This window comes from Streptomyces hirsutus (assembly GCF_001418415.1).
Taxonomy (GTDB): domain Bacteria; phylum Actinomycetota; class Actinomycetes; order Streptomycetales; family Streptomycetaceae; genus Streptomyces; species Streptomyces hirsutus.
Genome location: NZ_LIQT01000485.1, coordinates 1 through 13,479 on the forward strand (window position 1 = coordinate 1; position 13,479 = coordinate 13,479).

Genomic DNA, 13,479 nt, shown 5'->3' on the forward strand with positions numbered 1-13,479 from the left:
CCCCCGACATCACCGCCCCCCCGGCCGAGCCGCACGTCGGCGACGAGGCCGAGACGCCGCGGGAGGAACCGCGGCGCACCGTAGAGGAGGTTGATCTTCCGGACGGCTCCCCCCCGGTCGTCGTCGAGGAGCTGCCCACCGAGGCGCCCGCGATCGAGATCCCGGAGCCCACCGCCGGCCGGCTCGTCCGGCTGCGCGCCCGTCTCTCCCGCTCGCAGAACGTGCTCGGCAAGGGCCTGCTCACGCTGCTGTCCCGCGAGCATCTCGACGAGGACACCTGGGAGGAGATCGAGGACACGCTGCTCACCTCCGACATCGGCGTGCAGCCCACCCAGGAGCTGGTCGAGCGGTTGCGCGAGCGCGTGAAGGTGCTCGGCACGCGCACCCCCGCGGAACTGCGCGGACTGCTCCGCGAGGAGCTGGTCGCCCTGGTCGACCCCAGCATGGACCGCGCCGTGAGCACCGAGAACGAGACCGGCGGTCCGGGCATCGTGATGGTCGTCGGGGTCAACGGCACCGGCAAGACCACCACCACCGGCAAGCTCGCCCGGGTGCTGGTCGCGGACGGCAACACCGTCGTCCTCGGCGCCGCGGACACCTTCCGCGCCGCCGCCGCCGACCAGCTCGAGACCTGGGGCGAGCGGGTCGGTGCCCACACCGTGCGCGGCCCCGAGGGCGGCGACCCGGCCTCCGTCGCGTTCGACGCGGTCAAGGAGGGCAAGGAGATGGCCGCGGACGTCGTGCTCATCGACACCGCCGGCCGACTGCACACCAAGACCGGCCTCATGGACGAGCTCGGCAAGGTCAAGCGGGTCGTGGAGAAGCACGCCCCGCTGGACGAGGTGCTGCTCGTGCTCGACGCCACCACCGGCCAGAACGGCCTGGTCCAGGCCCGGGTCTTCGCCGAGGTCGTCAACATCACCGGCATCGTGCTCACCAAGCTCGACGGCACGGCCAAGGGCGGCATCGTGGTCGCCGTCCAGCGCGAACTGGGCGTCCCGGTCAAGCTGATCGGTCTCGGCGAGGGCGCGGACGACCTGGCGCCGTTCGAGCCGGATGCGTTCGTGGACGCGATCATCGGGGAGTGAGACCCCGGGGCGGCCGGCCGGACCGAACCGCCACGGACACGCGAAGAAGCGCCTGCTTCCGGAACCCGGAACGGGCGCTTCGCCGTTCACTGCCCCCGAGCCCGGTCACCGCTGCCGGAACCGGCCGGCACGCCTGCACTGTCGCCGGCGCCGACGCTTATGTCTGCGACCGGTGCACCACATACGCCAGTGTGCCCAGCACCAGGCGGGCCTCCGGCGGCCGGGGCACCGCGTCGAGGGCGGGGGAGCGAAGCCAGCGCACCGGACCGCGCCCGCCCCGGTCGGACGACGGAGCCGTGATGTGCGTCCCGGGGCCGAGGCCGTGCAGGTCGAGGGCGGCCGGGTCGTCCCAGCCCATGCGGTAGAGCAGCTCGGGCAGCGCGGCGGCGGCCCCGGGGGCGACGAAGAACTGGGCACGGCCGTCAGGGGTGGCGGCGACGGGGCCGACGGGCAGGCCCATGCGCTCGAGCCGGGCCAGTGCGCGGCACCCGGCGGGCTCGGCCACCTCGATCACGTCGAACGCCCGCCCGACCGGGAGCATCATCGCGGCGCCCGGATACTCGGCCCAGATCTCCGACACGTCGTCCAGCGGGGCCCCGGCGGGGATCTCCGGCGCGAAGTCCAGCGGATGCGCACCCGGTGCCCGGCATCCCGCCCGGCCGCAGGAGCAGGTGCCGGCGGCGGCACGGGCGCCCGGTACCACATCCCAGCCCCACAGCCCGGTGTACTCCGCCACGGCGGTGCCCTCCGACCCGCGGCCCCGGCGGCGCGAGCCGGACCGGATGTCACGGATGCCCCGGCTGATACCGATCGTGAAGCCCATGCCCCCTCCAACGGGTCCGACACACCCGTGGTTACGCAGCGGGCGCGATGCGTGACTCTCTGTTCTCGACTTCCCCGTGCGGCCCCGCTCAGTCGGCGCTTCGAAGCGTCAGGGGTGGTGCGCGCGATGATGCGCGCCCCTGTGTGCGTCGTCGCACCCACTCCTGGCTGTCCCGTGTCAAGTGAAGCGTGAGACGGCCACGGGGAGTTCATCCGATGGGGTGGCGAATGGTGGCGATTAGGGGTTCGCCATGGCTGGACGGGTGATCGTGGGACTACGTTGTGTGCACGGTTTCTCGGGGCACATGCACATGCGGGTATGCCGGAGGCAACTCGGCCCTCCGTTCGAAGGGTGGGAACCGCCGGACGGCGGCCCCGACAACCGGCATTCTGATAGGGCTTGGCGCACTCAGCGGCAAGTGGTTTTCAGGGAATGGGGGCGTTCCAGTGAGCGGCAACGGCGGTGGCGGGACGAACGCTGCGAGTACTCAAAAGCGTCCGAACGAGCTGCTCGCCTCGTGGTTCGTCCGCAGCGGCTGGTCCAAGGGCGAGCTCGCCCGCCAGGTCAACCGCCGAGCCCGCCGACTGGGGGCCAGCCACATCTCCACCGACACCTCGCGTGTGCGCCGCTGGCTGGACGGCGAGAATCCGCGCGAGCCCATTCCCCGGATCCTCTCCGAGCTGTTCTCCGAGCGCTTCGGCGTCGTCGTCTCCGTCGAGGACCTGGGCCTGCGCACCACCCGGCCCTCGCCCTCCGCGACCGGCGTCGACCTGCCCTGGACGGGCCCGCAGACCGTGGCCCTGCTCAGCGAGTTCTCGCGCAGCGACCTGATGCTCGCGCGGCGCGGCTTCCTCGGGAGCTCGCTGGCCCTCTCCGCGGGCCCGTCCCTCATCGAGCCCATGCAGCGCTGGCTCGTCCCCTCCCCGTCCGCGGCGCAGTCCCGTCCGGAGCCCGAGCCGGCCTCCGTCGGCCGCGCGCGCGGCCGGTTGTCCCAGCCGGAGCTGGACCTGCTGGAGACCACCACCGTGATGTTCCGGCAGTGGGACGCCCAGTGCGGTGGCGGCCTGCGCCGCAAGGCGGTCGTCGGGCAACTGCACGAGGTGACGGACCTGCTCCAGGACCCCCAGCCCGACCCGATCCGGCGGCGCCTGTTCAAGGTCGCCGCCGAACTCGCCGAGCTGGCCGGCTGGATGTCGTACGACGTCGGGCTGCAGCCCACCGCGCAGAAGTACCACGTCCTCGCCCTGCACGCGGCGAAGGAGGCCGGGGACCGGCCGCTCGGCTCGTACATCCTGTCGAATCTGAGCCGGCAGATGATCCACCTCGGCCGGCCCGAGGACGCCCTGGAGCTCATCCACCTCGCGCAGTACGGCAGCCGTGACTGCGCGAGCCCCCGCACCCAGTCGATGCTGTATGCGATGGAGGCCCGCGCCTACGCCAACATGGGCCAGCCCGGCCGGTGCAAGCGCGCGGTCAGGATGGCCGAGGACACCTTCGCCGAGGCCGACGAGTGGGACGAGCCGGACCCCGACTGGATCCGCTTCTTCTCCGAGGCCGAGCTGTACGGCGAGAACTCCCACTCCTTCCGCGACCTCGCCTACGTGGCGGGCCGCAGCCCCACCTACGCCTCGCTCGCCGAGCCGCTGATGCGGCGGGCCGTCGAACTGTTCGCCGCGGAGGCGGGACGGCACCAGCGGTCGTACGCCCTCAACCTGATCGGCATGGCCACCGTGCATCTGCTCCAGCGCGAACCCGAGCAGGGAGCGGTTCTCGCCACCGACGCCATCAAGGCGGCCAAGAAGGTCCGCTCCGAGCGCGTCAACACTCGTATCCGAAAGACGGTCGACACGGCCGTCCGCGACTTCGGCGACCGGGCCGAGGTCGTCGACCTCACCGAGCGGCTCGCCATCGAACTGCCGGAGACCGCCGAAGCGGTCTGACGCCCGGAAAGCCCACGGAAAGCCCACGGAAAGATCTCAGGAAAGATCCCGGGAAGAACCTCGGAGATCTTCAGGAATCCCGGGGAACTCCGGGAAAACCCAGAACCCCGGCCGCGGCCGGCCCTCCCGAACTGCCCGACTCGGCTCCCCCATGCCAGGTCATCGGAAGGCCCGCCGCGGCCGGCCTTTTCTCCCCGGCCACGGCCGCACTCCCGTACACCGAAGGTTGCGCCACGATAACGATCGACGCGTCCCGCATCCGGCAGTTCATCGACGCGTAACACACCGGGTGCCTTCGTCACGGCGGCGAAACAGCGAGGGGCTTCCACCGAAACGGCGCTGCGCGAATCTCTTGGCGCAGAACCGGCCCACCCCTCACGACCCGCTCAGGCTTCGCCCGCACGGGGCCGTACCAACGACGAGGAGACGCCGATGGCACCAGCCATCACCCTTGCCGCAGAAGCGCCCACGCTCTCTGCCGCCAACACAGGGTTCATGCTCATCTGTTCCGCTCTGGTAATGCTCATGACGCCGGGCCTGGCCTTCTTCTACGGAGGCATGGTCCGGGTCAAAAGCACCCTGAACATGCTGATGATGAGCTTCATCAGCCTGGGAATCGTCACCATCCTGTGGGTGCTGTACGGCTTCTCCATGGCGTTCGGCACCGACTCCGGCGGCGTCGTCGGCTGGAACTCCGACTGGGTCGGCCTCAGCGACATCGGCCTGACCGAACTGTGGGACGGCTACACCATCCCCGTCTTCGTCTTCCTGGTCTTCCAGCTGATGTTCGCCGTCCTCACGCCCGCCCTGATCAGCGGCGCGCTCGCGGACCGCGTGAAGTTCACCGCGTGGGCGCTGTTCATCGCGCTGTGGGCCACCGTCGTCTACTTCCCGGTCGCCCACTGGGTCTGGGGCTCCGGCGGCTGGGCCTTCGAGCTGGGCGTCATCGACTTCGCCGGCGGTACGGCCGTCCACATCAACGCGGGCGCCGCCGCACTCGGCGTCATCCTGGTGATCGGCAAGCGGATCGGATTCAAGAAGGACCCGATGCGCCCGCACAGCCTGCCGCTGGTCATGCTCGGCGCCGCACTGCTGTGGTTCGGCTGGTTCGGCTTCAACGCCGGTTCCTGGCTCGGCAACGACGACGGCGTCGGCGCGCTGATGTTCGTCAACACCCAGGTCGCCGCCGCCGCCGCCGTCCTCGGCTGGCTCGCCTATGAGAAGATCCGCCACGGCGCGTTCACCACGCTCGGCGCCGCCTCCGGCGCGGTCGCGGGCCTGGTCGCCATCACTCCCGCCGGCGGCGCGGTCACCCCGCTCGGCGCGATCGCCGTCGGCGCCGTCTCCGGTGTGCTGTGCGCCATGGCCGTCGGCCTGAAGTACAGGTTCGGCTACGACGACTCCCTGGACGTCGTCGGCGTCCACCTCGTCGGCGGCATCATCGGCTCCCTCCTCGTCGGCTTCTTCGCCAGCGGCAAGGGCCAGTCCGACGTCGAGGGCCTCTTCTACGGCGGCGGCCTCGACCAGTTCTGGAAGCAGTGCGCCGGCGTCTTCGGTGTCCTCGCCTACTCCCTGGTCGTCTCCGCGATCCTCGCCCTCCTCCTCGACAAGACGATCGGTATGCGAGTCTCCGACGACGACGAGGTGGCCGGCATCGACCAGGCCGAGCACGCCGAGACCGCGTACGACTTCAGCGGCGCCGGTGGCGGCGCCGCCCGCAGCACCGCCCCGGCGACCGCAGACCGGGCCGAGAGCAAGAAGGTGGACGCATGAAGCTCATCACCGCCGTCGTCAAGCCGCACCGGCTCGACGAGATCAAGGAGGCCCTGCAGGCCTTCGGGGTGCACGGCCTGACGGTCACCGAGGCCAGCGGCTACGGCCGCCAGCGCGGCCACACCGAGGTCTACCGCGGTGCCGAGTACACCGTCGACCTGGTCCCCAAGATCCGCATCGAGGTGCTGGTCGAGGACGGCGACGCCGAGCAGCTGATCGATGTCGTCGTCAAGGCGGCCCGCACCGGCAAGATCGGCGACGGCAAGGTCTGGTCGATCCCGGTCGACACGGCCGTACGGGTCCGGACCGGCGAGCGCGGCCCGGAAGCGCTCTGAGACAGACCGACGGAACAGGAGTCGCCGGGTGACGAGCACGGACACGCACGACGAGACACAGGACTCGGGACCCAGCGGCTACGCGGCGGCCCGGCTGCGCCTCCTCACCGAGGAGGCGCGGTCCGGACCGCCGCGCCGTGCCACCCTCGCCCGGCTCACGGACGACTGGCTCACCGGCCTGTTCGCCGCAGGCGCCGAACAGCTCCGCGGGGCCTCCCTCATCGCGGTCGGCGGCTACGGACGAGGCGAACTGTCCCCGCGCAGCGACCTCGACCTGCTCCTGCTGCACGACGGCAGCGATCCCAAGGCCGTCGCCGCCCTCGCCGACCGGCTCTGGTACCCCGTGTGGGACCTCGGCATCGCCCTCGACCACTCCGTCCGCACCCTGGCCGAGGCCCGCCGCACCGCCGGCGAGGACCTCAAGGTCCAGCTGGGCCTCCTGGACGCCCGGCACATCGCCGGAGACCTCGGGCTCACCGCCGCCCTGCGCACCGCCGTCCTGGCCGACTGGCGCAACCAGGCGCCGAAACGCCTCCCCGAACTCCAGGAGCTCTGCGCCGAACGCGCCGAACGGCAGGGCGAGCTGCAGTACCTCCTGGAACCCGACCTCAAGGAGGCCCGCGGCGGACTGCGCGACGCCACCGCGCTGCGCGCCGTCGCCGCCTCCTGGCTCGCCGACGCCCCGCGCGAGGGACTCGCCGACGCCCGCCGCCGGCTCCTCGACGTACGGGACGCGCTGCACCTGACGACCGGCCGCGCCACCGACCGGCTCGCGCTCCAGGAACAGGACCAGGTCGCCGCCGCACTCGGCCTGCTCGACGCCGACACCCTGCTGCGCCAGGTGTACGAGGCCGCCCGGGGCATCGCGTACGCCGGCGACGTCACCTGGCGCGAAGTCGGCCGCGTGCTGCGCTCCCGGGCCGTGCGGCCGCGGCTGCGCGCCATGATCGGTGGCGGAAAGCAGAACGCCGAGCGCTCGCCGCTGGCCGAGGGCGTCGTCGAGCAGGACGGCGAGGCGGTCCTCGCCCGCGCCGCCCGCCCCGAACGCGACCCCGTCCTCCCGCTGCGTGCCGCGGCCGCCGCCGCCCAGGCGGGACTCCCGCTGTCGCTCCACGCCGTCCGGCGCCTCGCCGCCACCGTGCGCCCGCTGCCCACACCCTGGCCCGCCGAGGCCCGCGAACAGCTGGTGACCCTGCTGGGCGCCGGCCGCCCCACCGTCGACGTCTGGGAAGCGCTGGAGGCGGAAGGCCTGATCACGCGGCTGCTGCCGGACTGGGAACGGGTCCGCTGCCGCCCGCAGCGCAACGCGGTGCACATCTGGACCGTCGACCGGCACCTCATCGAGACGGCGGTCCGCGCCAGCGCCCTCACCCGGCGCGTGCACCGCCCCGACCTGCTTCTGGTCGCCGCACTGCTGCACGACATCGGCAAGGGCTGGCCCGGCGACCACTCCGTGGCCGGCGAGACCATCGTCCGGGACATGGCCGCGCGGATCGGCTTCGACCGCGCCGACGCCGGCATCCTCGCCACCCTCGTACGCCACCACCTGCTGCTCGTCGAGACGGCCACCCGCCGCGACCTCGACGACCCGGCCACGGTGCGCGCGGTCGCCGACACCGTCGGGACCCAGGACACCCTGGAACTGCTGCACGCCCTGACCGAGGCGGACGCACTGGCCACCGGACCGGCCGCCTGGTCGGCCTGGCGCGCCTCACTCGTCGCCGACCTGGTCGCACGCGTCTCGGCGGTGCTGGCCGGGGACCCGCTGGAGGAACCCGAGGCCGCCGCGCCCACCGCCGAACAGGAACGGCTCGCCCTCGAGGCGGTCGCCACCGGCGGCCCGGTGCTGTCGTTGCGCGCCCGGACCGAGCCGCCCGCCGGGTCCACGACCGGACAGGCGGACACCCCGCAGCCGACCGGTGAACCGGAACCCCTCGGCGTGGAGCTGCTGATCGCCGTACCCGATCAGGCGGGCGTGCTCCCCGCGGTCGCCGGCGTGCTGGCCCTGCACCGCCTGACCGTCCGCACCGCCGAACTGCGCACCCTCGAACTGCCGGAGGGCGTCGAGGGATCCGTCCTGCTGCTCGACTGGCGGGTCGCCGCCGAGTACGGCTCGCTGCCCCAGGCCGCCCGCCTGCGCGCCGACCTCGTCCGCGCCCTGGACGGCACCCTGAACATCGCCGGCCGCCTCGCCGAACGCGACGCCGCCCATCCGCGCCGCCGGGGCGTGGTCCCGCCCCCGGCCCGGGTGACGGTCGCCCCGGCCGCCTCCCGCCTGGCCACGGTGATCGAGGTCCGGGCGCAGGACGCACCGGGGCTGCTGTTCCGGATCGGGCAGGCGCTGGAGGATGTGGCCGTATGCCTACGCAGCGCCCACGCGAGCACACTGGGCGCGAACGCGGTCGACGCCTTCTACGTGACCACCCTGGAGGGCGCGCCTCTACCAGGCGAGGAGGCGGTATCGGTGGCCCGGAAGCTGGAGGAGACGTTGCGGGCGTGACCCTGCAGTCGTTTCCCGCGTTGATCGGGTGTGCTCCCCGCCGGTGCGGGGATGGTCCTCTGGTCGAGCGGTTCTCAGAGGCACGCAATACGTGCTCCCCGCCCACGCGGGGATTCGTCCCCGTCCACTGGCTGCAGCGGGCGGGGACTATTTGCTTGCCGGGCCGGATACCCTGGAGGGCAGCCCAGTTCCGCCCCCGACCTCGAGGACCGACGCCGCCGTGTTCGATACTCTCTCCGACCGCCTCAGCGCGACATTCAAAAACCTCCGCGGAAAAGGCCGGCTGAGCGAAGCGGACATCGACGCCACGGCGCGCGAGATCCGTATCGCGCTCCTTGAGGCCGACGTGGCCCTCCCCGTCGTCCGGGCATTCATCAAGAAGGTCAAGGACAGGGCTTTGGGCGCCGAGGTCTCCAAGGCCCTCAACCCGGCGCAGCAGTTCATCAAGATCGTCAACGACGAGTTGGTGGGCATCCTCGGCGGCGAGACCCGGCGCCTGCGCTTCGCCAAGCAGCCGCCGACCGTGATCATGCTGGCCGGTCTGCAGGGTGCCGGTAAGACCACCCTCGCGGGCAAGCTCGGCCACTGGCTCAAGGAGCAGGGCCACTCGCCGCTCCTGGTCGCCTGCGACCTCCAGCGCCCCAACGCCGTCAACCAGCTCAGCGTCGTCGCCGAGCGCGCCGGCGTCGCCGTCTACGCGCCCGAGCCGGGCAACGGCGTGGGCGACCCGGTCAAGGTCGCCAAGGACTCCATCGAGTTCGCCAAGTCCAAGGTCCACGACATCGTCATCGTGGACACCGCCGGCCGCCTGGGCATCGACCAGGAGCTGATGCGGCAGGCCGCGGACATCAGGGACGCGGTCTCGCCGGACGAGATCCTCTTCGTCGTCGACGCGATGATCGGCCAGGACGCCGTCAACACCGCCGAGGCCTTCCGCGACGGCGTCGGCTTCGACGGCGTGGTGCTCTCCAAGCTCGACGGCGACGCCCGCGGCGGTGCGGCCCTGTCGATCGCCTCGGTGACCGGCAAGCCGATCATGTTCGCGTCGAACGGCGAGAAGCTCGACGAGTTCGACGCCTTCCACCCCGACCGGATGGCCTCCCGCATCCTCGACATGGGTGACCTGCTCACCCTGATCGAGCAGGCGGAGAAGACGTTCAGCCAGGACGAGGCCGAGAAGATGGCCTCCAAGCTGGCGTCGAAGAAGGGCCAGGACTTCACCCTGGACGACTTCCTGGCCCAGATGGAGCAGGTCAGGAAGATGGGCAGCATCTCGAAGCTGCTCGGCATGCTCCCCGGCATGGGGCAGATCAAGGACCAGATCAACAACCTCGACGAGCGGGACGTCGACCGTACGGCCGCGATCATCAAGTCGATGACCCCGGCCGAGCGCCAGGACGCGACGATCATCAACGGCTCCCGCCGTGCCCGTATCGCCAAGGGCTCCGGCGTCGAGGTCAGCGCCGTGAAGTCCCTTGTGGAGCGGTTCTTCGAGGCCCGCAAGATGATGTCCCGCATGGCCCAGGGCGGCGGCATGCCGGGAATGCCCGGGGTGCCGGGCATGGGCGGCGGTCCCGGCCGGGCGAAGAAGAAGCAGAAGCAGGCCAAGGGCAAGCAGCGCTCCGGCAACCCGATGAAGCGCAAGCAACAGGAGGAGGAGGCCGCCCAGCGCCGCGCCGCCGTGGCCGAGGGGGGCAACGCCTTCGGGCTGCCGCAGCAGGGCGGCCAGGACTTCGAGCTGCCGGACGAGTTCAAGAAGTTCATGGGCTGACCGCTCCGGGGCCGGCGGTCCTTCCCGCGTCACGGGGGCATCTCTTCGGCAGAGGTGCCCCCGTGACGTATGCGCGCAGTGTCTGCGACGGCGTCAGGGTGTCCGGGCGATCAGATACCGGAAGACGTTCGGCATCCACACCGTCCCGTCCTGCCGCTCGTACGGGTGCAGCGCCTCGGCGATTTCCTTGTCCACCTGGATCCGGTCCGTCGCCGCGATCGCCGGATCGAACAGCCCCGTCGACAGCAGACCCCGTACGGCGCTGTCCACGTCGGTGTATCCGAAGGGGCAGGCCACCCGTCCCGAGCCGTCCGGCCCGAGGCCCGCCCGCCGGGCGACGTCCTCCAGGTCGTCGCGGTGCGCGGGGCGCCAGGTTCCCGTGCCGCGCAGCGGCTCCGCCAGCCTGGTGGCCACCCGGAGCACGGACGCCGTGGCGCAGCGTTCCGGCGGGCCCCAGCCGGCGAGCACCACGGCCGCTCCGCGACCGGTGAGCGGAACCGCCTCGGCGAGCTGCTCGCTCAGCCCGTCCGCGTCCCCCGCGAGGCACCCGATGGGTTCGAAGGCGGTCACCACGGTGTACGCGGGGCCGTCCCCGCCGGCCGTGCCGGTACCGGAAGCCGCCGTGTCAGCCGTGCCCCCGCAGACCGTGTCCCCGGGGGAGCCGTCCACGATCCGGGCGTCCGCACGCGCGCGTGCGTCCCGACCGGCGGGCAGCAGCCGCTCGCGCGCGACGGCCAGCCGGTCCGACGAGGTGTCGACACCGGTGACCGCGGCGCCCCGGGAGGCCGCCATCAGCAGGGCGAGCCCCGAACCGCAGCCGAGGCCGAGCAGCCGTGCCCCGGACCCCACGTCCAATCGCTCGTAGACGGCCTCGTAGAGCGGTACGAGCATCCTCTCCTGTATCTCGGACCAGTCACGCGCGCGTGCCCGCCGGTCCACGCGAGGGCCGTGGCCTGTGCGAGGAAGGTGCTGCCGCACGAGCGTAGGTGTCATAGGTAAGCGCCCCAATCAGCCGAGAGTTGCCGCGCCGTCCGATCGCCTCGCCCCCGCGCGGCGCGCTCGCACTACCCCCGTCATGCCAGGAAACTCCGCCCTCGACCCGGCGTCCAGTGGAGCGGGGCGATGGCTTGGGAGTTGCTCGTGCCAGTGGCAAGAATTCACATTCCGGTAATCCGGGGGAGACCGGATGGTTCCGGCCAAGGTCCACAAACCGGTGATCGCGGACGGCCCGCCGTCGGGTCCCGGCGGCGGACGGGGTAACGTCGTGACCCGGGCACGCGCCCGCGGAGCCGGGGCCGGTCCGGGGCCGCTCCGTCGGGAGTGCGGCCGAAACGCCCCTTGCGCATCTGTGGGTCACGGGAGAACCGGCGCGCGGACACCGTGTACGCGCCGGACCGGGGGGCCGTGTACGTCAGCCTACGCACCACCTTGAGGTGAGCTGTGAGGCTTCTCCGCAGATCAGCGCACCCGCCCTCGTCGGGACGCATGAGCGCATACTGACGGGTAAGGGCAAATTATTTGGGATGCCCCGGAATCGGAACACAGAGGCACCCCGGCTCGTTGTCATTACGTGAGCACGACACAGACACCACCTGTACTCGCCGCAGAACTGGCGCAGGCGTGGGCCGATATTCAGCGGTACCACCCCGAGCTGCCCGATCTTGCCGCGCCCGAGTCCCTGATCGGGGAGTCGTCGTCCGCGTGCGGTCACGAGCTCTCCTTCGAGCGACTGCTGCACGAGGCAGTCCATGGCATCGCCGCCGCACGCGGCGTACGCGACACTTCCCGCGCAGGCCGCTACCACAACCGCAGGTTCCTCGCGATCGCCGAGGAGCTGGGCCTGGACCATCCCGACGAGCCGCATCCCAGCAGCGGCTTCTCGCTGGTCTCCCTCACCACGGAGGCGAAGCGCCGCTACCGTCCCACGATCGAGCGCCTCCAGCGCGCACTGAAGGCACACTCCGCCGCGACCGCGGGCGACACCGCCCGCAGTTTCCGCGGTCCGGCGGCGCGTCACGGCTCGTCCGGCGGCGGTGTGCGCGTCAAGGCCGTCTGCGACTGCGGCCGCAACGTGCGGGTCGTCCCGTCGGTCCTGGCGCAGGCCCCCATCGTCTGCGGCGGCTGCGGCAAGCCGTTCCGGATTCCCGAGGGGGTGGCCGCGGCCGCGGGCTGACGGCAATCGGCACCTCGTGGGTGCCGGACGCACGTCGGACGCGCGGATGCCGTCCACTCCCTCGCATCCGTGGCGGTCGTGCCGCCTCGCCGGCACCCGGCGCGGCGGCACGGTCTCCGCCGCGCCGGGTGCCGGCGAGGCGTGCCCCGGTGCGGCCTGCCGCACCCCACGGTCCCCGGCGCCCCGCGGGATGTGGCAGAATGGCCAGCTGTACTCGACGGCCGTACAGGACCCCTCTCTCCTCCGGCTGACGCGTCCATCGGGCACTCGGGTACCGCAACCCCACGCGGCCGTCTCGCCGTGCCCAACCACGTCAAAAACCAGGAGAACCCACTCCCGTGGCAGTCAAGATCAAGCTGAAGCGTCTGGGCAAGATCCGTTCGCCTCACTACCGCATCGTCGTCGCCGACTCCCGTACCCGCCGTGACGGCCGGGCCATCGAGGAGATCGGCAAGTACCACCCGACGTACAACCCGTCGGTGATGGAGGTCGACGCCGAGCGTGTGGCGTACTGGCTCGGCGTCGGCGCCCAGCCGACCGAGCCCGTGCTCGCCATCCTGAAGAAGACCGGCGACTGGCAGAAGTTCAAGGGCGAGCCCGCCCCGGCTCCGCTGCTCCAGCAGGCCGAGAAGGCCGCCCGCCCGTCGTTCGAGGCGCTCGGCGGCGAGGACGAGGGCAAGGGTGAGGCCATCACCCAGAAGAAGAAGACTGAGAAGAAGGACGAGGCCCCGGCCGAGTCCGCGTCGACCGAGGCCTGAGCATGCTCGAGGAGGCTCTCGAGCACCTCGTGAAGGGCATCGTCGACCATCCTGACGATGTGCAGGTCGCCTCGCGCGACCTGCGTCGCGGGCGTGTGCTCGAGGTCCGGGTCCACCCGGACGACCTCGGCAAGGTGATCGGCCGCAACGGCCGCACCGCACGCGCCCTGCGCACCGTCGTGGGAGCCATCGGCGGCCGCGGTGTCCGCGTCGACCTCGTCGACGTGGACCACGTCCGCTGACGCTCAGCGCAACCGGCTCGGGCCGGGGAGGGCCTCAGGGCCGTCCCCGGCCCGTTGTCGTACGACAGGAGAACAA

At 71.8% G+C, this 13,479-nt stretch carries 11 protein-coding genes; 9 read left to right on the forward strand and 2 right to left on the reverse strand.

Features of this window, described 5'->3' with window-relative positions:
• Nucleotides 1-1,088: signal recognition particle-docking protein FtsY (gene ftsY / locus AOK11_RS31760; protein ID WP_055597149.1), on the forward strand; the 1,088-nt coding region annotated here is incomplete at its 5' end.
• 157 nt (nt 1,089-1,245) lie between these two features.
• Here ftsY and AOK11_RS31765 read toward each other — a convergent pair.
• On the reverse strand, nt 1,246-1,911 hold the full coding sequence (locus AOK11_RS31765; RefSeq protein WP_055597150.1) for a bifunctional DNA primase/polymerase: 666 nt from the start codon (nt 1,909-1,911) through the stop codon (nt 1,246-1,248).
• Nucleotides 1,912-2,357: 446 nt separating this feature from the next.
• Here AOK11_RS31765 and nsdA point away from each other — a divergent pair, with 446 nt between their 5' ends.
• The 5 genes from nsdA to ffh all read left to right on the forward strand — a co-directional run bounded on the left by nsdA (nt 2,358) and on the right by ffh (nt 10,230).
• Nucleotides 2,358-3,851, forward strand: coding sequence for a transcriptional repressor NsdA (gene nsdA, locus AOK11_RS31770; protein ID WP_055597151.1), 1,494 nt, complete (start codon nt 2,358-2,360; stop codon nt 3,849-3,851).
• Between the two features lie 432 nt (nt 3,852-4,283).
• Nucleotides 4,284-5,624 carry an ammonium transporter gene (locus tag AOK11_RS31775; RefSeq protein WP_055597152.1) on the forward strand — a complete coding sequence of 447 codons (1,341 nt, stop codon included), beginning with the start codon at nt 4,284-4,286 and terminating at the stop codon, nt 5,622-5,624.
• On the forward strand, nt 5,621-5,959 hold the full coding sequence (locus AOK11_RS31780) for a P-II family nitrogen regulator (protein ID WP_055597153.1): 339 nt from the start codon (nt 5,621-5,623) through the stop codon (nt 5,957-5,959). The genes AOK11_RS31775 and AOK11_RS31780 overlap by 4 nt, the downstream gene beginning before the upstream one ends.
• Before the next feature lie 28 nt (nt 5,960-5,987).
• A complete protein-coding gene (locus tag AOK11_RS31785; protein WP_055597154.1) occupies nt 5,988-8,459 on the forward strand; it encodes a [protein-PII] uridylyltransferase in 2,472 nt (823 codons plus the stop codon).
• A gap of 220 nt (nt 8,460-8,679) precedes the next feature.
• On the forward strand, nt 8,680-10,230 hold the full coding sequence (gene ffh, locus AOK11_RS31790) for a signal recognition particle protein (protein ID WP_055597155.1): 1,551 nt from the start codon (nt 8,680-8,682) through the stop codon (nt 10,228-10,230).
• A gap of 93 nt (nt 10,231-10,323) precedes the next feature.
• On the opposite strand, the gene AOK11_RS31795 is transcribed toward ffh, so the two are convergent.
• A complete protein-coding gene (locus tag AOK11_RS31795) occupies nt 10,324-11,223 on the reverse strand; it encodes a methyltransferase domain-containing protein (protein WP_055597156.1) in 900 nt (299 codons plus the stop codon).
• A 577-nt stretch (nt 11,224-11,800) separates the two neighbouring features.
• Between AOK11_RS31795 and AOK11_RS31800 the strand changes: the two genes are divergently transcribed.
• The 3 genes from AOK11_RS31800 (at nt 11,801) to AOK11_RS31810 (ending at nt 13,403) form a co-directional block, all read left to right on the forward strand.
• The gene (locus tag AOK11_RS31800) at nt 11,801-12,403 is read left to right on the forward strand and encodes a hypothetical protein (RefSeq protein ID WP_055597157.1); all 603 of its coding nucleotides are present in this window, start codon (nt 11,801-11,803) and stop codon (nt 12,401-12,403) included.
• Nucleotides 12,404-12,741: 338 nt separating this feature from the next.
• Entirely contained in the window at nt 12,742-13,161 is a 420-nt protein-coding gene (gene rpsP / locus AOK11_RS31805) for a 30S ribosomal protein S16 (protein ID WP_055597158.1), read from the forward strand.
• A 2-nt stretch (nt 13,162-13,163) separates the two neighbouring features.
• On the forward strand, nt 13,164-13,403 hold the full coding sequence (locus tag AOK11_RS31810) for an RNA-binding protein (protein ID WP_055597159.1): 240 nt from the start codon (nt 13,164-13,166) through the stop codon (nt 13,401-13,403).
• Nucleotides 13,404-13,479: the final 76 nt, after the last annotated feature.